General features: G+C 68.3%; 21 protein-coding genes. 7 read left to right on the top strand and 14 right to left on the bottom strand.

Annotated elements, in window-relative coordinates; translation table 11 throughout:
- Window positions 1-29: 29 nt before the first annotated feature.
- The 5 genes from J1C47_RS03215 to pdxH all read right to left on the bottom strand — a co-directional run bounded on the left by J1C47_RS03215 (window position 30) and on the right by pdxH (window position 4,121).
- Complete coding sequence (locus tag J1C47_RS03215) at window positions 30-1,430, bottom strand: NAD(P)(+) transhydrogenase (Re/Si-specific) subunit beta (RefSeq protein ID WP_207349280.1); 1,401 nt, start codon at window positions 1,428-1,430, stop codon at window positions 30-32.
- Window positions 1,431-1,440: 10 nt separating this feature from the next.
- Complete coding sequence (locus J1C47_RS03210; protein ID WP_207349279.1) at window positions 1,441-1,863, bottom strand: proton-translocating transhydrogenase family protein; 423 nt, start codon at window positions 1,861-1,863, stop codon at window positions 1,441-1,443.
- On the bottom strand, window positions 1,863-3,068 hold the full coding sequence (locus J1C47_RS03205; RefSeq protein WP_207349278.1) for a Re/Si-specific NAD(P)(+) transhydrogenase subunit alpha: 1,206 nt from the start codon (window positions 3,066-3,068) through the stop codon (window positions 1,863-1,865). Before J1C47_RS03205 ends, J1C47_RS03210 begins: the two co-directional genes overlap by 1 nt.
- Window positions 3,069-3,139: 71 nt before the next feature.
- Window positions 3,140-3,364, bottom strand: coding sequence for an aa3-type cytochrome c oxidase subunit IV (locus J1C47_RS03200; RefSeq protein WP_207349277.1), 225 nt, complete (start codon window positions 3,362-3,364; stop codon window positions 3,140-3,142).
- A 136-nt stretch (window positions 3,365-3,500) separates the two neighbouring features.
- The gene (gene pdxH / locus J1C47_RS03195) at window positions 3,501-4,121 is read right to left on the bottom strand and encodes a pyridoxamine 5'-phosphate oxidase (RefSeq protein ID WP_207349276.1); all 621 of its coding nucleotides are present in this window, start codon (window positions 4,119-4,121) and stop codon (window positions 3,501-3,503) included.
- Between the two features lie 66 nt (window positions 4,122-4,187).
- Between pdxH and J1C47_RS03190 the strand changes: the two genes are divergently transcribed.
- From J1C47_RS03190 to J1C47_RS03170, 5 genes are all read left to right on the top strand, one after another.
- On the top strand, window positions 4,188-4,595 hold the full coding sequence (locus J1C47_RS03190) for an RT0821/Lpp0805 family surface protein (RefSeq protein WP_207349275.1): 408 nt from the start codon (window positions 4,188-4,190) through the stop codon (window positions 4,593-4,595).
- A gap of 166 nt (window positions 4,596-4,761) precedes the next feature.
- Complete coding sequence (locus J1C47_RS03185; protein WP_207349274.1) at window positions 4,762-5,721, top strand: DnaJ C-terminal domain-containing protein; 960 nt, start codon at window positions 4,762-4,764, stop codon at window positions 5,719-5,721.
- Window positions 5,722-5,832: 111 nt separating this feature from the next.
- A complete protein-coding gene (gene fabI / locus J1C47_RS03180; RefSeq protein WP_207349273.1) occupies window positions 5,833-6,654 on the top strand; it encodes an enoyl-ACP reductase FabI in 822 nt (273 codons plus the stop codon).
- Window positions 6,655-6,771: 117 nt separating this feature from the next.
- Window positions 6,772-7,383, top strand: coding sequence for a histidine phosphatase family protein (locus J1C47_RS03175; RefSeq protein WP_207349272.1), 612 nt, complete (start codon window positions 6,772-6,774; stop codon window positions 7,381-7,383).
- A 64-nt stretch (window positions 7,384-7,447) separates the two neighbouring features.
- The gene (locus J1C47_RS03170; RefSeq protein ID WP_207349271.1) at window positions 7,448-8,053 is read left to right on the top strand and encodes an LOG family protein; all 606 of its coding nucleotides are present in this window, start codon (window positions 7,448-7,450) and stop codon (window positions 8,051-8,053) included.
- Between the two features lie 61 nt (window positions 8,054-8,114).
- On the opposite strand, the gene J1C47_RS03165 is transcribed toward J1C47_RS03170, so the two are convergent.
- The 9 genes from J1C47_RS03165 to J1C47_RS03130 form a co-directional block, all read right to left on the bottom strand.
- Window positions 8,115-9,422: a replication-associated recombination protein A gene (locus tag J1C47_RS03165; RefSeq protein ID WP_207349447.1), complete on the bottom strand. Its 1,308-nt coding sequence runs from the start codon at window positions 9,420-9,422 to the stop codon at window positions 8,115-8,117.
- A gap of 100 nt (window positions 9,423-9,522) precedes the next feature.
- Entirely contained in the window at window positions 9,523-11,103 is a 1,581-nt protein-coding gene (locus J1C47_RS03160) for a Do family serine endopeptidase (RefSeq protein WP_207349270.1), read from the bottom strand.
- Between the two features lie 292 nt (window positions 11,104-11,395).
- Entirely contained in the window at window positions 11,396-11,524 is a 129-nt protein-coding gene (locus J1C47_RS23960; protein WP_281065458.1) for a hypothetical protein, read from the bottom strand.
- A gap of 276 nt (window positions 11,525-11,800) precedes the next feature.
- A complete protein-coding gene (locus tag J1C47_RS03155; protein WP_207349269.1) occupies window positions 11,801-12,826 on the bottom strand; it encodes an NAD-dependent epimerase/dehydratase family protein in 1,026 nt (341 codons plus the stop codon).
- A gap of 203 nt (window positions 12,827-13,029) precedes the next feature.
- Complete coding sequence (rplQ, locus tag J1C47_RS03150) at window positions 13,030-13,452, bottom strand: 50S ribosomal protein L17 (RefSeq protein ID WP_207349268.1); 423 nt, start codon at window positions 13,450-13,452, stop codon at window positions 13,030-13,032.
- Between the two features lie 172 nt (window positions 13,453-13,624).
- The gene (locus tag J1C47_RS03145; RefSeq protein ID WP_207349267.1) at window positions 13,625-14,659 is read right to left on the bottom strand and encodes a DNA-directed RNA polymerase subunit alpha; all 1,035 of its coding nucleotides are present in this window, start codon (window positions 14,657-14,659) and stop codon (window positions 13,625-13,627) included.
- 208 nt (window positions 14,660-14,867) lie between these two features.
- Complete coding sequence (gene rpsK / locus J1C47_RS03140) at window positions 14,868-15,257, bottom strand: 30S ribosomal protein S11 (protein WP_207349266.1); 390 nt, start codon at window positions 15,255-15,257, stop codon at window positions 14,868-14,870.
- A 170-nt stretch (window positions 15,258-15,427) separates the two neighbouring features.
- The gene (gene rpsM / locus J1C47_RS03135) at window positions 15,428-15,796 is read right to left on the bottom strand and encodes a 30S ribosomal protein S13 (protein ID WP_207349265.1); all 369 of its coding nucleotides are present in this window, start codon (window positions 15,794-15,796) and stop codon (window positions 15,428-15,430) included.
- A gap of 340 nt (window positions 15,797-16,136) precedes the next feature.
- The gene (locus J1C47_RS03130; protein WP_207349264.1) at window positions 16,137-16,586 is read right to left on the bottom strand and encodes a GatB/YqeY domain-containing protein; all 450 of its coding nucleotides are present in this window, start codon (window positions 16,584-16,586) and stop codon (window positions 16,137-16,139) included.
- A gap of 351 nt (window positions 16,587-16,937) precedes the next feature.
- On the opposite strand from J1C47_RS03130, the gene carA reads away from it, so the two are divergent.
- Complete coding sequence (gene carA / locus J1C47_RS03125) at window positions 16,938-18,125, top strand: glutamine-hydrolyzing carbamoyl-phosphate synthase small subunit (RefSeq protein WP_207349263.1); 1,188 nt, start codon at window positions 16,938-16,940, stop codon at window positions 18,123-18,125.
- A gap of 317 nt (window positions 18,126-18,442) precedes the next feature.
- On the top strand, window positions 18,443-21,949 hold the full coding sequence (gene carB / locus J1C47_RS03120) for a carbamoyl-phosphate synthase large subunit (protein ID WP_207349262.1): 3,507 nt from the start codon (window positions 18,443-18,445) through the stop codon (window positions 21,947-21,949).
- Window positions 21,950-22,014: the final 65 nt, after the last annotated feature.

The raw sequence follows: 22,014 nt of genomic DNA, 5'->3' as shown, positions 1-22,014 counted from the left end.
GACGGCCCGCCCCCGGCGAAGCGCTTCAGTCAGTGGTCGAACGCCTTGACGATGTCCTCGACCATCTTCTTGGCGTCGGCGAGCAGCATCATCGTGTTGTCCTTGTAGAACAACGTGTTGTCGATGCCGGCATAGCCGGAGCCGAGCGAGCGCTTGACGAACAGGCAGGTCTGCGCCTGGTCGACGTTGAGGATCGGCATGCCGTAGATCGGCGAGGACTTGTCGTCGCGCGCCGCCGGGTTGGTGACGTCGTTGGCGCCGATGACGAAGGCGACGTCGGCCTGGGCGAACTCCGAATTGATGTCCTCGAGCTCGAAGACGTCGTCATAGGGAACGTTCGCCTCGGCGAGCAGCACGTTCATGTGCCCCGGCATGCGGCCCGCCACCGGATGGATGGCGTATTTCACCTCGACGCCTTCCTCCTTCAGCTTGTCGGCCATCTCGCGCAGCGCATGCTGGGCCTGCGCCACCGCCATGCCGTAGCCCGGCACGATGATCACCTTCGAGGCGTTCTTCATGAGATAGGCCGCGTCGTCGGCCGAGCCCTGCTTGATCGTCCGGTCGCCGAGATCGTCAGCCCCGGCCGGCCCGCTCTCGCCGCCGAAGCCGCCGAGGATGACCGACACGAAGGAGCGGTTCATCCCCTTGCACATGATGTAGGAGAGGATCGCGCCGGACGAGCCGACCAGCGCCCCGGTGATGATCAGCGCGAGGTTCTGCAGGGTGAAGCCGATGCCCGCCGCCGCCCAGCCGGAATAGGAGTTCAGCATCGAGACGACGACCGGCATGTCGGCGCCGCCGATCGGCACGATCAGGAGCACGCCGAGCGCCAGCGAAACGAGCACCACCAGCCAGAACAGGAGATGGCTCTCGGAGGCCGCGAACCAGATCACCAGCACGACCAGGAGGATGGCGAGCGCGACATTGATGGCGTGGCGCTGCGGCAGCATGATCGGCTTGCCGCTCATCCGGCCGTCGAGCTTCAGGAAGGCGATCACCGAGCCGGTGAAGGTGATCGCGCCGATGGCGACGCCGATCGACATCTCGACCAGCGCCTGGCCGTGGATCGCACCGACCGTGCCGATGCCGATCGCCTCGGGCGCATAGAGCGCGGCGGCCGCGACCATCACGGCGGCGAGGCCGACCAGCGAGTGGAAGGCGGCGACGAGCTGCGGCATCGCCGTCATGGCGATGCGCCGCGCGATGACCGCGCCGGCGGTGCCGCCGATGGCGATGCCGATGATGATCAGCAGCAGCCCGCCGAAGGAAGGGCCGGCGAGGAACAGCGTGGTCAGGATGGCGATCGCCATGCCGACCATGCCCATCAGGTTGCCCTGGCGGCTGGTCGTCGGGTGCGAGAGCCCGCGCAGCGCCAGGATGAACAGCACCCCGGAGACGAGGTAGAAGAAGGCGGCGGTGGTTTCGGACATCGCTACCGCCTCACTTCTGCTTCTTCTTGTACATGCCGAGCATGCGCTGGGTGACGAGGAAGCCGCCGAAGATGTTCACCGAGGCGAGCACCAGGGCGACGAAGCCGAAGGTGGTGGCGAGGCCCGAGGCCGAGAGGCCGACGGCGAGCAGCGCGCCGACGATGATCACCGAGGAGATGGCGTTGGTGACCGACATCAGCGGCGTGTGCAGCGCCGGCGTCACCGACCAGACGACGTAGTAGCCGACGAAGATCGCCAGGATGAAGATCGCGAAGTGGAAGACGAACGGGTCGATGCCGGCATGGCCGGTCGCCGCCGCGGCGTGGCCGTAACCCTCGCCGATCATCCGTTCGACGCCGTTGCGCGCGTCGTTGATCGCCGAGCCGGCCTCGTTCAGCCGCTGCAGCGTCTCTCTTGCCATGTCGCCGGCCATCACGCGTTCCCCCCTTGCCTGCTCTCGCCCGTCGCGGGCGCTCCGCCGGCACTTTCGGCCGCCGCTGCAGCCGGGGCCTTCTCCCGCGCGAAGTTCGGATGGACCACCCGCCCGTCGCGGGTCAGCAGCGTCGCCTTCACCAGATCGTCGTCGAAGTCGATCTTCAGCGCCCCCGTCTCCTTGTCCGTCATCGTCTCGAGGAAGGCGGCGAGGTTCTTGGCGTAGAGCAGCGAGGCGCTGGCGGCGATGCGGCCGGGCACGTTGGCATGGCCGATGATCCGCGCCGGCCCCGCCGTCACGGTCTCGCCCGCCTTCGCGCCCTCGACGTTGCCGCCGCGCTCGACCGCAAGGTCGACGAGCAGCGAGCCGGGACGCATGGAGGCGACCATCGCGGCGGTGACGAGCCGCGGCGCCGGGCGGCCGGGGATCAGCGCCGTGGTGATGACGATGTCCTGCTTGGCGATGTGGGCGGCGACGAGCTCGGCCTGTTTCTTGCGGTAGCCCTCGGACATCTCTTTGGCGTAGCCGCCGGCGGTCTCGGCCGCCTTGAACTCCTCGTCCTCGACGGCGATGAATTTCGAGCCGAGCGATTCCACCTGTTCCTTCGCCGCTGGCCTCACGTCGGTGGCGGTGACGACGGCGCCGAGCCGCCGCGCCGTCGCGATCGCCTGGAGGCCGGCGACGCCGGCGCCCATGACGAAGACGCGCGCAGCCGGCACGGTGCCGGCCGCGGTCATCATCATCGGAAAGGCCCGGTCGAAGGCGGCCGCCGCGTCGAGCACCGCGCGATAGCCGGCGAGATTGGCCTGCGAGGAAAGCACGTCCATCACCTGGGCGCGGGTGATGCGCGGCATCAGCTCCATGGCGAAGGCGAGGATGCCCGCCTCCGCCATCGCCGCGACCTCGTCCTCGTGGCCGTAGGGGTCCATCGTCGCGATGACGGCGGTTCCGCTGCCGTAGGAGGAAAGCTCCTCGCGCGTCGGCCGCCGCACCTTGAGGACCATGTCGGCCGCGCCGGCGGCATCGGGACCGGCAATCGTCGCGCCGGCATCCTCAAACGCCGCGTCTAGAATCCGCGAGGCCTCGCCGGCGCCGGATTCAACCAGGACCTCGGCGCCCTTGCCGGTCAGCTTCTTGACGGTGTCGGGCGAGGCCGCGACCCGGCTCTCCCCCTCCGTCCTCTCCTTCGGAACGAAGATCTTCATGCGGCGGCACCTCCCCTGCCCGTCGCCATGCCTGCGGACCCTTCTTTTCGCGGGGTCCGTCCAGCCGGGACTTAACGAAGGGCGAGGTAGCCGACGACCAGCACCACCACGAAGGCGAGCACCGAGGCGATGACGCCGCTGCCCATGATCAGGCCGACCATCATGCCGACGAGCAGCGCGACGACACCCACCGTGCCCCATTTGAACAGCCCGAGGAACAGGCTGAAGGTCTTCTCATGCTCCGGATAGTCCATCTCGGCAGCATACGACGTGTCGACTTTGATATCCCCGGCCATGGCAGCCCTCCACTTCTGTCACACCATGCACATATCGAATGCCGAACACCCTGGCAACGCGGCAGGCGGGCCTGCGAGGGCAATCGCCTCGCACAGTCCGAGTGTCAGGCGATTTGCCTGGGTGGGCCGCCGCCGGTCAGGGCGAGAGCCGACCGACGGTCCATGCCGCGTCGAGCCTTTCGCGGGTGAAGGCGATGCGGTCATGCAGGCGGAAGGCGCCGTCCTGCCAGAATTCGATCGACAGCGGCATCAGCCGGAAGCCCGACCAGTGCGCCGGCCGCGGGATCTCGCCGTCGCCGAACTCCGCCTCGTAGCGCTCGACCGCATCGACGAGCTGCTGCCGGCTTTCGAGCCGGCGCGACTGCTTCGAGGCCCAGGCCCCGATGCGGCTTCCCCGCGGCCGCGAGGCGTAATAGGCGTCCGCCTCGGCGTCTGTGACCACCTCCGTCGTGCCGCGCAGCCGCACCTGCCGGCGCCGGCTCTTCCAGTGGAAGCACATCGCCGCCTTGCCGGTGGCGAGGATCTGCCGGCCCTTGGCGCTCTCGAAATTGGTGTAGAAGACGAAGCCGCGCGCGTCGAAGCCCTTCAAGAGCACCATCCGGACGTCCGGCATCCCGGCCTCGTCGACGCTCGCCAGCGCCAGCGCGATCGCATCGTTCGGCTCGCTCTCCTCGGCCTCTTCCAGCCAGCCGGCGAAGAACGCCACGGGGTCGGGCCCGACCGTGGTTTCATCGAGTCTTAAGGGTTGTTCGGTCATTTGTGATACTGCCCCGGATGATACGGCGCGGCGGCGATTCGCCGGACCGGACGACATATGAGATCGATGCTGCGGTACAAGACGGTCTGTGTTCTTGCCCTCTCCGCGGGTCTCGGCGGCTGCGTGGTCGCCGGGCCGAGCGTCGAGGATACGCTGCTTGACCCCACCATCACCGGTTCCGTCAAGCCGGTCGAGACGCCGGCCGACGCCGACGTCGATTCGGACCGGCGCATCGTCAGGAATGCCGTCTCCTCCGCCGATCTCGACAAAGGGGCGGGCCGCTACGCCTGGTCCAATCCGGAGACCGGCTCGAGCGGCGTCATCACCGCGCTCGACCAGCAGCGCGACGGGGAGAGCATCTGCCGCTCCTTCGAGACCTCGCGCCAGCGTTTCGACGGCATCGCGCTCTACCAGGGACGGGCCTGTTCGGCGGGCGCCGGCGAGTGGGCGCTGGTCGAATTCGCCAGGCGCTGACCGTTCGGCGGTCGTTCGAGGACGGCAAAAAGCGCGCCGCGCGCGTGATCTGTCGGTCGCGATCTTCAATTTTCCCGATAGGGCGATCATATAGAAGGCGATTTTGACGGCGTGCGACACTGCCGTTCCCCCGCTCCAATGCCCATCATGAAGGAAACGACAGCCTATGCGCGATCCCTACTCCGTGCTCGGCGTCTCGAAGTCGGCGAGCGACAAGGAGATCAAGTCCGCCTTTCGCAAGCTCGCGAAGAAGTACCATCCGGACGCCAATTCCAACGATCCCGCCGCGGCCAGCCGCTTCAACGAGGCCAACACCGCCTACGAGATTCTCGGCGACAAGGACAAGCGCGGTCAGTACGACCGCGGCGAGATCGACGCCGAGGGCAAGCCGAAGTTCCAGGGCTTTGCCGGCGGCGATCCGTTCGGCGGCGGCGGCCCCTTCGCGGGCGGCCGGCCGCGTCCGGGCGGCTACGAATACCGCTCGTCCACCAAGGCCGAGGATTTCGACGCCGACAGCATCTTCTCCAGCCTGTTCGAGGGCGCCTTCGGCGGCGGCGGGGCGAAACGCTCTTCGGCGAGCGGCGGCTTTTCCGGGGCGCGCAAGGCCGCATCGAAGGGCGCCGACATCACCGCCAATCTCAGCATCGACCTCGAGGACGTCGTCTCCAACGAGAAGGTCGAGGCCGCCTTCGCTTCCGGCAAGAAGCTCGCCATCCGCCTGCCGATGGGCGTCGAGGACGGCCAGACCATCCGCCTCAGGGGCCAGGGCCAGCCCTCCCCGACCTCGGGCGGCGAAGCGGGCGACGCGCTCATCACCATTCGAATCGCGCCGCATCGCCGCTTCCGGGTCGACGGGCGGGACCTGCGCTGCGACGTCGAGGTGCCGCTGCGCACCGCCGTCCTCGGCGGCCGCCTGGAGGTCGACACGCTCGACGGCCGGGTCGCTTTGAACGTTCCGGCCTGGACGAGCTCCGGCAAGGTCTTCCGCTTCAAGGGCAAGGGCCTCACCACCAAGGAGGGCGGCCGCGGCGACCTCTACGTCAAGGCCGAGATCGTCCTGCCGGAGGGCGACCGCGAGCTCGAGGCGCTGATGCGCCAGCGCTCGAAGGAGCCTGCCGCAGGGTGACGAGGCGTCGCCGGAAACGGCGCCCGCCCCGTGCTTGATGCCCCCTCACCTCTGTGCCATACCCGCGCCGCACAGAAAATCAGCAAAACATCCATTGGAGGATAGGGCGCCATGGCTGGATCGACGGGTCTGATGGATGGCAAGCGCGGCCTCGTCATGGGGGTCGCGAACAACCGTTCGATCGCCTGGGGGATCGCCAAGGCTCTGGCCGATGCGGGCGCGGAGATCGCCCTGACCTATCAGGGGGATGCGCTGAAGAAGCGGGTCGCGCCGCTGGCCGACGAACTCGGCGCCTTCCTCGCCGGACACTGCGACGTCACGGACGAGGCGACGATCGATTCCGTCTTTGCGGAAATCGAGGCGAAGTGGGGCGCGCTCGACTTCGTCGTCCATGCCATCGCCTTTTCCGACAAGGACGAACTCACCGGCCGCTACGTCGAGACCAGCCGCGAGAACTTCCGCAAGACGATGGACATCTCGGTCTATTCGCTGACCTCGATCACCGCCCGCGCCGAGAGGCTGATGAACGCCGGCGGCTCGATCCTGACCCTGACCTATTACGGCGCCGAGAAAGTGATGCCGCACTACAACGTCATGGGCGTCGCCAAGGCGGCGCTGGAGGCGTCGGTACGCTATCTCGCCGTCGACCTCGGCAACAAGGCGATCCGCGTCAACGCGATCTCGGCCGGGCCGATCAAGACACTTGCCGCCTCCGGCATCGGCGACTTCCGCTATATCCTCAAGTGGAACGAGTACAACGCCCCGCTGAAGCGCTCCGTCACCATCGACGAGGTCGGCCAGTCGGCGCTCTACCTTCTGTCCGACATGTCGCGCGGCGTGACCGGCGAGGTCCATCACGTCGACTGCGGCTATCACACCGTCGGCATGAAGGCGGTCGACGCGCCGGACATCTCCGTCGTCAAGGACGCCTGAGAGCAACCTCGCAGAACCGCCGCTACCGGTCGTGAGGATCGTTTCGAGAGTCCACCATCGTTCCCGCTGCGACGGCCCGAAGCCGCCGCCGGCGTCACCTGCGGAACCCGCTCGCCCATGACAGAAGCCTCGCTGAGCGACCGGCCGGAGCTCTACCTCGTCCGCCACGGTCAGACCGAATGGAACGCCGAGGGCCGGCTGCAGGGACAGGTGGACGTTCCGCTCAACGCGCTCGGCCGATCGCAGGCGCGCCGCAACGGCCGCTATTTGCGCAACGTCCTCGGCGAGCGCGCCGGCGGCTTCCGCTTCGTCGCGAGCCCGCTCGGACGGGCGAGCGAGACGATGCGGATCCTGCGTGCCGAAATGGGTTTCGCCCCGGAGGACTTCGCCACCGACGAGCGGCTCGTCGAGCTGCATTTCGGCGACTGGCAGGGCTCGACCCTGGCCGAGGTCGCAGGCTTCGATCCGGACGGCATCCGGCGGCGCAAGGCCGACAAATGGGGCTTCGTGCCGCCGGGCGGGCGCGGCGAATCCTACGCCATGCTGGCGGAGCGCGTCCGGCCGGTCTTCGAGGCCCTGGACGGCCCGACGATCGTCGCCGCCCATGGCGGCGTCAGCCGCTGCTTCCTGGCGCTCTACGCCGGCGTTCCGGGCAACGAGGCGGTCCGTACGGAGATCCCGCAGGACCGCATCCTCCACATCAAGGACGGCCAGCTCGCCTGGGTGTGACCGTCGCGCTGCCGCGCCATCCGTCGCGCTTGATTTTCCGCTCCCGGCATCGGACCTTGGCTGCATGAACACGATTCGATCCGTCTGCGTCTATTGCGGCTCGTCTTCCGGCCGCAGCCCTGCCTATGTCGCAGCCGCCCGGCAGCTCGGCACAAAGATGGGCGAGGCCGGCATGGAGCTCGTCTATGGCGGCGGCACCCGCGGCATCATGGGCGCGGTTTCCGACGCGGTGCTCGCCGCCGGCGGCAGGGTGACCGGCATCATCCCGCAATTCCTCATCGACATGGAGGCGACGCAGCGTGAGCTCGCCCGCCTCGACGAGCTGATCGTCACCGAAGACATGCACGAGCGCAAGCACATGATGTTCCAGCGCTCCGACGCCTTCGTGGCGCTGCCGGGCGGCATCGGCACGCTGGAGGAACTCGTCGAGATCATGACCTGGAGCCAGCTCGGCCGCCACGAGAAGCCGGTGGTCATCGCCAATGTCGAGGGCTTCTGGGATCCGCTCGCCCGGCTCTTCGAGCACATGAACGACGAAGGCTTCCTGCATTCCACCGACCGGGTGAAGCCGCTGGTCGTCGAGCGGGTCGAGGAGATCGTCCCGACGCTGGCCCGCCACGGCGCGGCCGGGACCGGCCGCGGCCGCGAGGAAATCATCGAGCGCCTGTAGTCCGGGCCCGCTCCGGCAGGTCGCTCGCCTGGCCGGCTGTCCCCCCCCGGTCACCCGCTGGTCATTGCCCGCCACGCTCCTTCCGCAGCCGGTCGAGCCGCGCCAGATGCTCGCCGAGGCGTTTTTCCTCGCCGCGGCCGGTCGGCTCGTAGAAGCGCCGACGCCCCATCGCCTCGGGAAAATAGTCCTGCCCGGAAAAGCCGTCCGGCTGGTCGTGATCGTAGAGATAGCCGGCGCCGTAGCCCTCGTCCTTCATCAGCCCGGTCGGGGCGTTGAGGATGTGCTTGGGCGGCAGCAGCGAGCCGTGCTCCTTCGCCGCCCGCATCGCCGCCTTGTAGGCGACGTAGACGGCGTTCGACTTCGGCGCGGCGGCGAGATAGGCCGTCGCTTCGGCGAGCGCCAGTTCCCCTTCCGGCGAGCCGAGATAGTCGTAGGCGTCCTTGGCCGCGAGCGCCACGGTAAGCGCCCGCGGATCGGCGAGACCCACGTCCTCCGACGCCATGCGCACCAGCCGGCGGCCGAGATAGAGCGGGTTCTCGCCGGCATCGAGCATCCGGGCGAGCCAGTAGAGCGCGGCGTCGACGTCGGAGCCGCGTACCGCCTTGTGGAGGGCGGAAATGAGGTTGTAATGGCCGTCCTGGCCCTTGTCGTAGATCGGCGCCCGCCGCTGGACGACGTCGAGCAGCGTCTGGGCGCCCAGCACCTCGTCCGTCTTCGCCGCCCGCCAGACTTCCTCGGCGAGCGTCAGCACTGCGCGCCCGTCGCCGTCGGCAAGCTGCAGGAGGAGGTCGCGCGCCGCCGCGTCCAGCGGCAGCGCCCGGCCGGTCGCCTCCTCCGCCCGACCGAGCAGCCTGCCGAGACTGTCCGGGGCAAGCGCATGGAAGGTCAGGACGCGGGCACGCGACAGCAGCGCCGCATTGAGCTCGAAGGACGGGTTCTCCGTCGTCGCCCCGACGAGCACCACCGTGCCGTCCTCCATCACCGGCAGGAAACTGTCCTGCTGGGCGCGGTTGAAGCGGTGGATCTCGTCGACGAAGAGCAGCGTGACGCGGCCGCTCCGCCGCCGCAGCCGCGCCGATTCGAACACCTTCTTCAGATCCGCGACGCCGGAGAAGATCGCCGAGATCTGTTCGAAGGCGTAGTCAACCTCGCTGGCGAGCAGCCGGGCGACGGTGGTCTTGCCGGTGCCGGGCGGACCCCAGAAGATCATCGAGCCGAGGCTCTTGTTGGCGAGCATGCGGGTGAGCGCCCCACCCTCCCCGGTCAGGTGCTCCTGTCCGACGACCTCGGCGAGGCGGCGCGGCCGCAGCCGGTCCGCCAGGGGCCGCGCCGCCTCCGCGCGCTCGCGCGCTTCCCCGCCCTCCGGCATGGCGGCAGCGGCAGCCTCACGGCCGCCGCGCGGCCCCGCGCGGACCGGCTGAGGCGGCGGATCGTCGCCGAAGAGGTCGCTCACCGCCCCGCCCCGTCGGTCATCGCACCACCTGGGTCAGCCGCCGTCCGCCCCGGTCGATGTCGAACTGCCAGCCCCGATAGTCTTCCTCCGCGAGGCCTTGCAGCGTTTCGGTCGAATCGACGGCCTTGCCGTTCACCTCGAGCAGAATGTCGCCGGCCTGCAGGCCGAACCGGGCGGCGAGCGAGCGCGGCGCCACCTTGGCGATGACGACGCCGGTCGAATCCTGCGGCAGCTTGAACTCGCCCGCGACGCGTGGCGAAAGATTGTCCACCGTCGCCCCGGCGAAGGGATTGCGCCCCTCGATCGTGCGCTCGTCGCGCGGCGGGTTCTCCGGCGCCTGTTCCAGCTTGAGCGAAATCTCTTCGGTCTTGTCGGAAGCCAGGACGTCGAGATCGACGGACTTGCCGATGCCAAGGGTCGCGAGGCGGTAGGTCAGGGCGTCCGGCGTCGCGACGTCGCGGCCGTCTGCCTTCAGCACCACGTCGCCGACCTTGAGGCCCGCCTTCGCCGCCGGTCCCTTCGGATAGATCGAGCGGACCAGTGCGCCGCTCGGCCGGTCGAGCCCGAGCGCCTCGGCGATGTCGCCGGTCACCGGCGCGAAGTCGGCGCCGATGAAGGGCGGCTCGTAGCGCCCGCCGTCCTTGGCGGCCCTCACGAAGGTCGCGACCATGTTCGAGGGGATGGCGAAGCCGATGCCGTTGGAGCCGCCGGAGCGCGAGTAGATCGCCGTGTTCACCCCGGCGAGATGGCCGGCCATGTCGATCAGCGCGCCGCCGGAATTGCCCGGATTGATCGCCGCGTCGGTCTGGATGAAGAAGCCGAAGTCGTTGACGCCGATGTGATTGCGGGCGAGCGCCGAGACGATGCCGTTGGTCACCGTCTGGCCGATGCCGAAGGGATTGCCGATCGCCAGCACCAGGTCGCCGGTCTCGAGCTCGTCGGAATCGGCGAGCGGGATCGTCGGGAACGGCCCGTCGCCGCCCTCGATCTTCAGGACGGCGAGGTCGACGGTGGCGTCCTTGGCAAGCACCTTGGTCTCGAACTCGCGGCCGTCGGCAAAGGCGATCTTCACCTCGTCGGCGCCCTCGACGACGTGATTGTTGGTGACGACGAGGCCGGAGGCGTCGACGATCACACCGGAGCCGAGCGACTGCTCCATGCGCGGCGGGCTTTCGAACTGGTTGCCGAAGAACTGGCCGAAGAACGGATCGTCGGCGAAGGGCGAGCGCCGCGCCGCGACCTTGCGGGCGGCATAGACGTTGACGACGGCCGGCGCGGTCTTCTTCACCAGCGGCGCGAAGGAGAGCTTGATCTCGGCAGCGGATTCCGGAACCCGCTCGCCGGCCTGGCCGGCGTCACCGCCCGTCGCGGCGACGCGTTCGAGCCGGGGCGAATCGCCCTCGTCCCAACGCGGCCCGTCGGCGAGGCCGAGGCCGCGCCGCAGGGTGTCGTCGCCGGGTGCCAGCCGCACCGGCCGGTCTGCCGCCGCCGGCCCGAACAGCCGGCTGAACACCGAGCCCTGGCCGAGTGCGGACGGCACCGCAAAGGCGGTTCCAGCGACCAGGACGGCCGCGACGGCGAGGAGTTTGAGCTTCATGTCGCCCCCTTCGATGGCGCATGGATCGCGGCGGTCCGACATCGGCAAGGGCGTCCGTCCGCAGCCAGGAAACCGCTGGCGGGCATGTCGCACATATCGCAACCGCAAGACCCGCGCGCTTGGTCGGTCTTGGCGGGTGGCGGCCGCCGAACGCCCCCAGGCGAGGCGCGCACTGGCGGATGCCAGGGGCCGCCGGAGCCGCTCCACCCGGAAGCGGCATAGACCAGAGGAATGCCACGAAAAAGGGGCCACGCGGGCCCCTTTTCGCATACCGATGATTGGCGCCGGGTCGTCAGTTCCCGGTGCTGCCGACGATCTCGCTCGAAACGGCGTCGCTCGGCAGGTCCGCCGTGGCGTAGCTGGCGGTCAGCACGCCGAAAGCGGCGATGGCGCCCAGAAGTGTGAGGAGGGTCCGACGCATGGTACTCCGGCCGATTGTGTTCATTGTGCTCGCATCATTCATGAAGATTGTTTCAACCGCGTAAACGTTGCCACAATGTTGTGGCGGCTGCCCCATTCCTGACGTCAAAGGGTGAAGGGCCCCATTTGGTTGCTTCGCTTCTCACGAAAATCGAATGTGCGGCGCATATCGCACGCCCGCCCCGGGGCGGCGAGGTCATTTCGGCCACAGTGAGCTTTTTCACTGGCGTCAATCTTAACAGCCAAGGTTACCTTGCGTCAACGAGGATGCGCGGCCCTATCCTGCGAGGCCGCGCTGCATCAGACTGACCGCTGCGGCCTCAACGGCGCGGGCCGCTTCGGCAGGCGCAAAGCCGAGAATCCGCCGCGCCGGATCGGTGTCGAACCCCTTGCCGCGCCCGAGCTCGCCGACCACCGCCCGAAGGTCCGGCACGACGAGCGCCGCCAGCCGCACGACGAGGTCCGGCAGCCGCAGCCGCGGCACCTTTCCCCGGCACTCGGGAACCGCCGCGGCGATCGCCTGCCCCATCTCCATCAGCGACAGCGACCCGGCCGACAGCGCGAATCGCCGGCCCGCCGCCCCCTCCGCCGTCAGGGCGCCGACATGGGCGGCGGCGACGTCGCGGACGTCGACGACGCCGAAGCGGACGTCCGGCACCGCCGGCATCTTGCCGCGCATCATCATCCGCACCAGCCGCATCGACGCGCCGAACTCGTCGTCGAGAAGCGGGCCGAGCACGACGGCGGGGTTGATCGCCACCATGTCGAGGCCGGCCTTGGAGGCGGCATCGCGGGCGGCAGCTTCCGCCTCGGTCTTCGACACCGCATAGGGCGAGATGCTCTTCGACGTCACGTCGGACCAGTCGTCCTCGCCGAAGGGCGCGTCACCGCGGGCCCGGCCGTGGCCGTAGGACATGGCGGCGACGGAGGAGGTCAGGACGAGGCGCGTCGCGCCGGCCCGCGCGGCGGCCGCGACGACGCGCAGGGCGCCGCCCTTCGCCGCCGGAGTAAGAGCGAACTTCTCCCGCGGCTGGCGCAGCGGCAGCGGCGAGGCGGCGTGGCAGACGAGACCGCAACCCTCGGCCGCAGCGTCCCAGCCGTCGTCGCACAAGAGATCCGCCACGGCGATTTCCAGCCGCGCGACGTCCGCCCCGGCAGAAGCCAGCGAGCGCCGCAGCGCCTCGCCCTTGTCGCGGCTGCGCACCGTCCCGCGGACGAGGTAGCCGCCGCCGAGAAGCGCGAACGCGATGTGCTTGGCGATGAAGCCGGACGCTCCGGTGAGGAGAACGCGTGTTTCGGCCATGAAAGTCTCCTCCGATCGGTCTCAGGCACCGGAACGGCGGGCCCGCACCGCCGTTCCCGCACCTTTGGCCCGTCGAACCATCGGGCATGCTCCCGTCGTGCCGCCGCAAGGCGCGGGCGCCCCGCACATCCGGGCACGGCGACGAAAAAAGGGGAGCCGAAGCCCCCCTCAAATCGCTCTGGAATATCGGCTGCCGGAGCGGCTTACGCCGCTTCCTCGTTGCCCTCGGCCTCGACCCGGGCGCGGTCGGCGGCGCCGCGCGCATCGACGTCGCGGTCGACGAACTCGATCACCGCGAGCGGAGCGTTGTCGCCGCGGCGGAAACCGGCCTTGAGGACGCGGCAGTAGCCGCCGTTGCGCTCCGAATAGCGGGCGGCGAGCGTGTCGAACAGCTTGGCGGTGGCGGCTTCGTCGCGCAGCCGCGAGGCGGCGATGCGGCGGGCGTGCAGGTCGCCGCGCTTGCCGAGGGTGATCAGCTTCTCGACGATCGGGCGAAGATCCTTCGCCTTCGGCAGCGTCGTGACGATCTGCTCGTGTTCGATCAGCGAGGCCGCCATGTTGGCGAACATCGCCTTGCGGTGGCTGGCGGTACGGTTGAGCTTACGGCCGCGATTGGCGTGGCGCATTTTGGGTTTCCTTCAGGTGAAAGAGCCGGCTCTCGCCGGGGGTCGGTATCTTTGCGTCCCTGCCGGATCGTCCGACAGGCCGCCGTGCCTTTGAATGATTGTTGCGTGCCTTGAAGGACACGAGATGCGCCCGGCCGCCCCGATCAGGGGCGGCCGGGCGCCTGTTCGTCGCTCAGTACTGGTCTTCGTAGCGCTTGGCCAGGTCGTCGATGTTTTCCGGCGGCCAGGACGGCACTTCCATACCGAGGTGAAGGCCCATCGATGCGAGCACTTCCTTGATCTCGTTCAGCGACTTGCGGCCGAAGTTCGGGGTGCGCAGCATCTCCGCCTCGGTCTTCTGGATGAGATCGCCGATATAGACGATGTTGTCGTTCTTCAGGCAGTTCGCCGAGCGGACGGAAAGCTCCAGCTCGTCGACCTTCTTGAGCAGCGCCGGGTTGAAGGCGAGCTCGGCGATCTGCTCGTCGGCCACCCCCGGAGCGCCCGGACGCGCCTCGCGCTGCGGCTCCTCGAAGTTGATGAAGACCGACAGCTGGTCCTGCAGGATGCGGGCCGCATAGGCGACCGCGTCCTCGCCGGAGATCGAGCCGTCCGTCTCGATCGTCATGGTCAGCTTGTCCTTGTTGAGGTCCTGACCCTCGCGGGTGTTCTCGACCTTGTAGGACACCTTCTTGACCGGCGAGAACAGGCTGTCGACCGGGATCAGGCCGATCGGCGCGTCCTCGGCGCGGTTCTGGTCGGCGGGCACGTAGCCCTTGCCGGTGTTGACCGTGAACTCCATGCGGATCTCGGCGCCGTCGTCCAGCGTGCAGATGACGTGCTCGGGATTGAGGATCTCGACGTCGCCGACCGTCTGGATGTCACCGGCGGTGACGATGCCGGGGCCGGCCTTGCGGACGACCATCCGCTTCGGCCCCTCGCCCTGCATGGAGATGTTGATCTCCTTGATGTTCAGGACGATGTCGGTGACGTCCTCGCGGACGCCGGGGATCGAGGAGAATTCGTGCAGCACGCCGTCGATCTGGACGGCGGTGACCGAGGCGCCGCGGAGCGACGAGAGAAGAACGCGGCGCAGGGCGTTGCCGAGCGTCAGGCCGAAGCCGCGCTCCAGCGGCTCGGCGACGAGGGTCGCCTTCGAGCGGCTGTTCTCGTTCTTGAAGACGAGCTGGTTCGGCTTGGTCAGCTCTTGCCAGTTGGCAGATATCATGGGGGATGCCTCTCAGTTTCCTCGCCACCATCCAATCGTGGCGAAAGGTCTGAACCCGGGCGGCGGCCCCTGGCGGGCCTGCGCCTTCCGGAAAATCCAAATGGCGGAGCGTCGAACGCCCCGCCTCAATGCCGCATCGCGGCCTTCCGCATGCTCCTGCGCGTGCCGAGGCGCCCGCCCGCAGACAGGACGCGCCGGCGACGGCGGGTCAGACGCGCCGCTTCTTGCGCGGGCGCACGCCGTTGTGCGGGATCGGCGTCACGTCGCGGATCGAGGTGATCGTGAAGCCGGCCGACTGCAAAGCGCGCAGCGCCGATTCGCGGCCGGAGCCCGGACCGCAGACCTCGACCTCGAGGGTGCGCATGCCGTGCTCCTGCGCCTTCTTGGCGCAGTCCTCGGCGGCGATCTGCGCGGCGAAGGGCGTCGACTTGCGCGAGCCCTTGAAGCCCTGGGCACCCGCCGACGACCAGGCGATGGTGTTGCCCTGCGCGTCGGTGATGGTGATCAGCGTGTTGTTGAAGGTCGAGTTGACGTGCGCCACGCCCGACGAAATGTTCTTGCGCTCGCGGCGGCGAACGCGCTGGACATCCTTGGCCATTCAGTCTTCCTGTTCGATCTCGACACCGCCGTAGTTCCGGCGGCTCCACCTACGGCGCGGTCCGCGCCGAGCGTCCGACGCGATCCGCCGGCCATAGCCGGCAAGACCCCGCGTCCGGAGCATGATCGCCCGGCGCGCCGCTCGATGCGGCCGCCCGGCCCTCACGAATCTTACTTCTTCTTGCCGGCGATCGCCTTCGCCGGACCCTTGCGGGTGCGGGCGTTGGTGTGGGTCCGCTGACCCCGCACGGGCAGGCCGCGGCGATGCCGGAGGCCGCGATAGCAGCCGAGGTCCATCAGCCGCTTGATGTTCATCGCCGTCTCGCGGCGCAGGTCGCCCTCGACCTGGTAGTCGCGGTCGATAATTTCGCGGATCTGCAGGACTTCGGCGTCGCTGAGATCATTGACCCGGCGCTCGTCGGTGAGATTCGCCTTGGACATGATCTGCCTGGCGAAGGACGGCCCGATGCCGTGGATGTACTGCAGCGCGATGACGACGCGCTTGCCGGATGGAATGTTGACGCCAGCGATACGTGCCACGTCGCTTCTCCTACAATGTCAGGCAGGCTTTGAGGCCCGCTCGGTCCCAGGGCGATGCGCCCGATCGTTCACGCGGGGGCTTCATGGCCGAAAACGGCCGAACGGTTCTCGATTCGAGCCCCGTGTCAGCCGCAAAGATCGCGAATGCGCTGGCTATAGAAACAACTTCCCGCGAAGTCAACCGGAAGTGCCGGCCGGAACAGCGGGCCGAAAGACTTCCGCCGAAGACGGGGGCCGAGCATTCGGGAGGCTGGCCCCGGCGACGTCCCGCCGCCGTTTTCTCCCGCGCCCTTCCCGGCTGACACGATGCCGGCCGGCTGCCGTGCGGCCGAGCACAGTCTCAGCGCAGCAGCCCCTTCACCACGGTCGAGGCCTTGCCGAAGTCCATCTTGCCGGGATAGCGCTCCTTCAGATGGTTCATGCAGCGGCCGACGTCGCGCAGGCTCTTCGATTCGGTGTCCTCGACGGCCTGGCGGCAGGCCCGCTCGATCTCGCCGCTGTCGAGCTGCGGGGGAAGGAACTCGCGGATCACCGCGATCTCCTCGCGCTCCTGCTCGGCCAGTTCCAGCCGCCCGTTGTCCTCGTAGGTGCGCGCCGATTCCTGGCGCTGCTTGATCATCTTGATCAGAATGTGCAGCACCTCCTCCTCGCTCACCGGGTCGCGCCCGGCGCTGCGGTTGGCGATGTCGCGGTCCTTGATGGCGGCGTTGATGAGCCGCAGGGTGCTGATGCGGCGTTTGTCCTGCTGTTTGACTGCGGCGTTGAGAGCGTCGGTGAGATGCTCGCGCATGATGCCTGACTTTCGAGTTCGACTGACGTGGCGCCCGAAACGGCGCGCTCGTGTTGATCTACTGCAATACCTGTTGCGGCCCGACGTAAAGCTCTATCGCGCCGGAAACGGCGCTGCCGCATGAACGAAACGGTCGGATGTCGCCCGGCTGCATCGGATCCGCCGGACCTCGTCCGGCTCCGGGATGCACTTGCCCGTCGGCGCCGCGTGCATGTAGAGACCGCGTGGACTTTGCGCAAGATGGCTTGCCCGCGCCTGACCCGGCACCGATATGGAGTGCCGGACGACGGCCCGCTGCAGGGCGCCGCGGCCCGCAAGTCAGCTTCGAATCGACATGTGAAAGGAACGACGATGGCCGGCGAAGCCTGGACTGAGCGCAAGACGACGGCGGTGCTCGTCCTTGCCGACGGAACGGTGATCGAGGGATATGGCGTCGGCGCCGAGGGCGCGACGGAGGGCGAGGTGTGTTTCAACACCGCCCTCACCGGCTATCAGGAGATCCTGACCGATCCGTCCTATGCCAAGCAGATCGTCACCTTCACCTTTCCCCATATCGGCAATGTCGGCGCCAATCCCGACGACCACGAAGACCTGACCCCGGCAAATTCCTGCGGCGCCGTCGGCGCGATCTTCCGGGCCGACGTGACCGCCCCGTCGAACTACCGCTCGGCCGGCCATCTCGACGCCTGGCTGAAGGCGCGCGGCATCGTCGGCCTGACCGGCATCGACACGCGGGCGCTCACCGCCTTCATCCGCGACAACGGCATGCCCAACGCCGTCATCGCCCATTCCGAAGCCGGCAGCTTCGACATCGACGCCCTGAAAGCCCGGGCCAAAGCATGGCCGGGCATCGTCGGCCTCGACCTCGCGAAACACGTCGGCGTCGCCGAGAACGCCGTGTGGAAGGAGACGCCCTGGATCTGGGACGCCGGCTATGCCGAGACGAGCGAGCCGCGCTACCGGGTCGTCGCCGTCGACTACGGCACCAAGCGCAACATCCTGAGGCTGATGTGCGGCCACGGCGCCGAGGTCGTCGTCGTGCCGCCGACCGCGAGCGCCGAGGACATCCTCGCGCATCGGCCGGACGGCGTGTTCCTCTCCAACGGTCCGGGCGATCCGGCAGCGACCGGCGCATACGCCGTGCCGACGATCCGCAAGCTGATCGAAGCCGACGTGCCGCTGTTCGGCATCTGCCTCGGCCATCAGCTGCTGGCGCTGGCGCTGGGCGGCAGGACCGAGAAGATGCATCAGGGCCATCACGGCGCCAATCATCCGGTCAAGGACTACACCACGAACAAGGTCGAGATCGTCTCGATGAACCACGGCTTCGCGGTCGCCGCCGACAGCCTGCCGACGGGCGTCGAGGAGACCCACCGCTCGCTGTTCGACGGCTCCAACTGTGGCCTCAGGCTCTCCGGCAAGCCGGTGTTCTCGGTGCAGCACCACCCGGAAGCCTCGCCCGGCCCGCAGGATTCGCACTATCTCTTCCAGCGCTTCTTCGACCTCATCGACGAGCGCCGCGCGAAGAAGGCCGCCTGAGCCGGTTTGCGGCAGCCGGCCCGCGGCTCCGGCCGGGCAGCGGCCGGAACCCGCGACGGCCCGCGCACCGTCGCCGCGATCGCACGGCACACTTCGATCGGCTCCCGCCCGGAGCAGAGTTCGGGCTGCATGCACCTCGGGGTGGCAGAGACGCCCCCGCAGCATGCGCCGGTCGCTTTTCGGCGGCTTCGCCCCTTTCGCCTTCGCCATGGCTTGCCTATAAGCCGGCCTCAGCCTCATGAACCCTCGCCGGCCCGCCGCCCGCCTCGTCGCGCGCGGCGCGGACCGGCGCGCTTGCAATCGGACGATCCGCCAAAATGCCCAAACGCACCGACCTGAAATCGATCCTCATCATCGGCGCCGGCCCGATCATCATCGGCCAGGCCTGCGAGTTCGACTATTCGGGCACGCAGGCCTGCAAGGCGCTGCGCGAAGAGGGCTACCGGATCATCCTGGTCAATTCCAACCCGGCGACGATCATGACCGATCCCGATCTCGCCGACGCCACCTATATCGAGCCGATCACGCCGGAGGTCGTCGCCAAGATCATCGCCAAGGAGCGGCCGGACGCGATCCTGCCGACCATGGGCGGGCAGACCGCGCTCAACACCGCCTTGTCGCTCCGGCGCATGGGGGTGCTCGAACGCTACGGCGTCGAGATGATCGGCGCCAATGCCGACGCCATCGACAAGGCCGAGGACCGCTCGCTGTTCCGCGAGGCGATGGCGAAGATCGGGCTGGCGACGCCGAAGTCGATGCTCGCCAATGCCAGCGAGGCGAAGGCCGCCGACCGCGCCGCCCATGAGGAGAGGAAGGCGGCGCTGCGCCGCGAGATCGCCGACCAGGAGGAGCGCGAGGCGCGGCTCGAGGCGCTCGAGACCGAGTGGCAGCACGGCGAGGGCGAGCGCAAGCAGCGCTACATGGGCCGGGCGCTGGCGACCGCAGCGGAAGCGCTGGAAGAGGTCGGCCTGCCGGCGATCATCCGTCCCTCCTTCACCCTCGGCGGCACCGGCGGCGGCATCGCCTACAACCGCTCGGAATTCTTCGAGATCGTCGAGACCGGCCTCGACGCCTCGCCGACCACCGAGGTGCTGATCGAGGAATCGGTGCTCGGCTGGAAGGAGTTCGAGATGGAGGTCGTCCGCGACAAGGCGGACAACTGCATCATCGTCTGCGCCATCGAGAACGTCGATCCGATGGGCGTCCATACCGGCGATTCGATCACCGTCGCCCCTGCCCTGACGCTCACCGACAAGGAATACCAGGTGATGCGCAACGCCTCGATCGCGGTCCTGCGGGAGATCGGCGTCGAGACCGGCGGCTCGAACGTGCAGTTCGCGGTGAACCCCGAGAACGGCCGGCTGGTGGTCATCGAGATGAACCCGCGGGTATCCCGGTCCTCCGCCCTCGCCTCCAAGGCGACCGGCTTTCCGATCGCCAAGGTCGCCGCGAAGCTCGCCGTCGGCTATACGCTCGACGAGATCCAGAACGACATCACCGACGGCGCGACGCCGGCATCCTTCGAGCCGTCGATCGACTACGTCGTCACCAAGATCCCGCGCTTTGCCTTCGAGAAGTTTCCCGGCGCCGAGCCTATCCTGACGACGGCGATGAAGTCGGTCGGCGAGGTGATGGCGATCGGCCGGACCTTCGCCGAATCGCTGCAGAAGGCGCTGCGCGGCCTCGAGACGGGGCTCACCGGCCTCGACGAGATCGAGATCCCGGGCCTCGGCGCCAACGGCGACCATTCCGACGACAAGAACGCCATCCGCGCCGCCATCGGCACGCCCACCCCCGATCGTCTGCGCATGGTCGCCCAGGCGATGCGGCTCGGCATGTCGATCGCCGACGTCCATGCCGGCTGCAAGATCGACCCGTGGTTCCTCGCCCAGATCAAGGCGATCGTCGACACCGAGAAGAAGATCGCTTCGATCGGCCTGCCGCAGGATGCCGACAATCTCCGGCTCCTGAAGTCGATGGGCTTTTCCGACGCCCGGCTCGCCAGCCTGACGAAGAAGCGGCCGAAGGAGATCGCCGAGCTGCGCAACCGCCTCGGCGTGCGGCCGGTGTTCAAGCGCATCGACACCTGCGCCGCCGAGTTCGCCTCGCCGACCCCCTACATGTACTCGACCTACGAGCGCCCCTTCGCCGGCACCCTGCGCTCCGAGGCGAAGGTCAGCGGCCGCCGCAAGGTGGTCATTCTCGGCGGCGGCCCGAACCGGATCGGCCAGGGCATCGAGTTCGACTATTGCTGCTGCCATGCCGCCTTCGCCCTCAAGGACGCGGGCTTCGAGGCGATCATGATCAACTGCAATCCCGAGACCGTCTCGACCGACTACGACACCTCCGACCGGCTGTATTTCGAGCCGCTGACCGCCGAGGACGTCATCGAGATCATGCGGGCTGAGCAGGAGGACGGCGAGGTCGTCGGCGTCATCGTGCAGTTCGGCGGCCAGACGCCGCTGAAGCTCGCCGAGGCGCTGGAGAAGAACGGCATCCCGATCCTCGGCACCGCCCCGGATGCGATCGATCTCGCCGAGGACCGCGACCGCTTCCAGAAGCTCCTCTTCAAGCTCGACCTCAAGCAGCCGAACAACGGCATCGCCTTCTCGGTCGAGCAGGCGCGGCTCGTCGCCGCCGAGATCGGCTTTCCGCTGGTCGTGCGCCCGTCCTACGTCCTCGGCGGCCGGGCGATGCAGATCATCCATTCCGAGACGATGCTGCAGAGCTATCTGCTCGACATCGTTCCGGGTCTCGTCCCGGAGGACATCAAGCAGCGCTATCCGAACGACAAGACCGGCCAGATCAACACGCTGCTCGGCAAGAACCCGCTGCTCTTCGACAGCTATCTGACCGACGCCATCGAGGTCGACGTCGACTGCCTTAGCGACGGCAAAGAGAGCTTCGTCGCCGGCATCATGGAGCATATCGAGGAGGCCGGCATCCATTCCGGCGATTCGGCCTGCTCGCTGCCGGTCCATTCGCTGTCGAGGGAAACGACCGACGAGCTCGCCCGCCAGAGCGAGGCGCTCGCCCGCTCGCTCTCGGTCGGCGGCCTGATGAACGTGCAGTTCGCCATCAAGGACGGCGACATCTACGTGCTCGAGGTCAATCCGCGCGCCTCGCGCACCGTGCCCTTCGTCGCCAAGACCGTCGGCCGTCCGATCGCCAAGATCGCCGCCCGCATCATGGCCGGCGAAACCCTGTCGGAAGCGTTCGCGACCTATGGCGGCAAGCCGGACACCCACAATGTCAGGCACATCGCGGTGAAGGAGGCGGTGTTCCCCTTCGCGCGCTTTCCCGGCGTCGACACGCTGCTCGGCCCGGAGATGCGCTCGACCGGCGAGGTCATGGGCCTCGACACCGACTATGCCATCGCCTTCGCCAAGGCGCAGCTCGGCGCCGGCGTCGACCTGCCGCGCGACGGCACCGTCTTCGTGTCGGTGAAGGACGCCGACAAGGAGCGCTGCCTGCCGGCCGTGCGCCGTCTGGCGGATCTCGGCTTCGCGGTGATGGCGACCGGCGGCACCCAGCGCTTCCTCGCCGAAAACGGCATCGACGCGACCAAGATCAACAAGGTGCTCGAGGGTCGTCCGCACATCGAGGACGCCATCCGCAACCGCCAGGTCCAGCTGGTGCTGAACACCACCGAGGGGGCCAAGGCGCTGTCGGATTCGCGCTCGCTGCGCCGCGCCGCGCTGATCCACAAGGTGCCCTACTACACCACGCTGGCGGGCATGGTCGCAGCCGCCGAAGCGATCGCGGCGCTGAAGAAGGGCAACCTTGAAGTTCGGCCGCTTCAGTCGTACTTTACCGCTGCCTGACGATGTCCGGCGCCTGACGGACGGGCGTCTGAGGCTGCTTCAATCCAGTCCGCCAAGTCGTGCTG

The sequence above is a fragment of the Jiella sonneratiae genome, assembly GCF_017353515.1.
Taxonomy (GTDB): domain Bacteria; phylum Pseudomonadota; class Alphaproteobacteria; order Rhizobiales; family Rhizobiaceae; genus Jiella; species Jiella sonneratiae.
The sequence above is the reverse complement of the archived record's forward strand: the minus strand, read 5'-3'. Positions and strand labels throughout refer to the sequence as shown.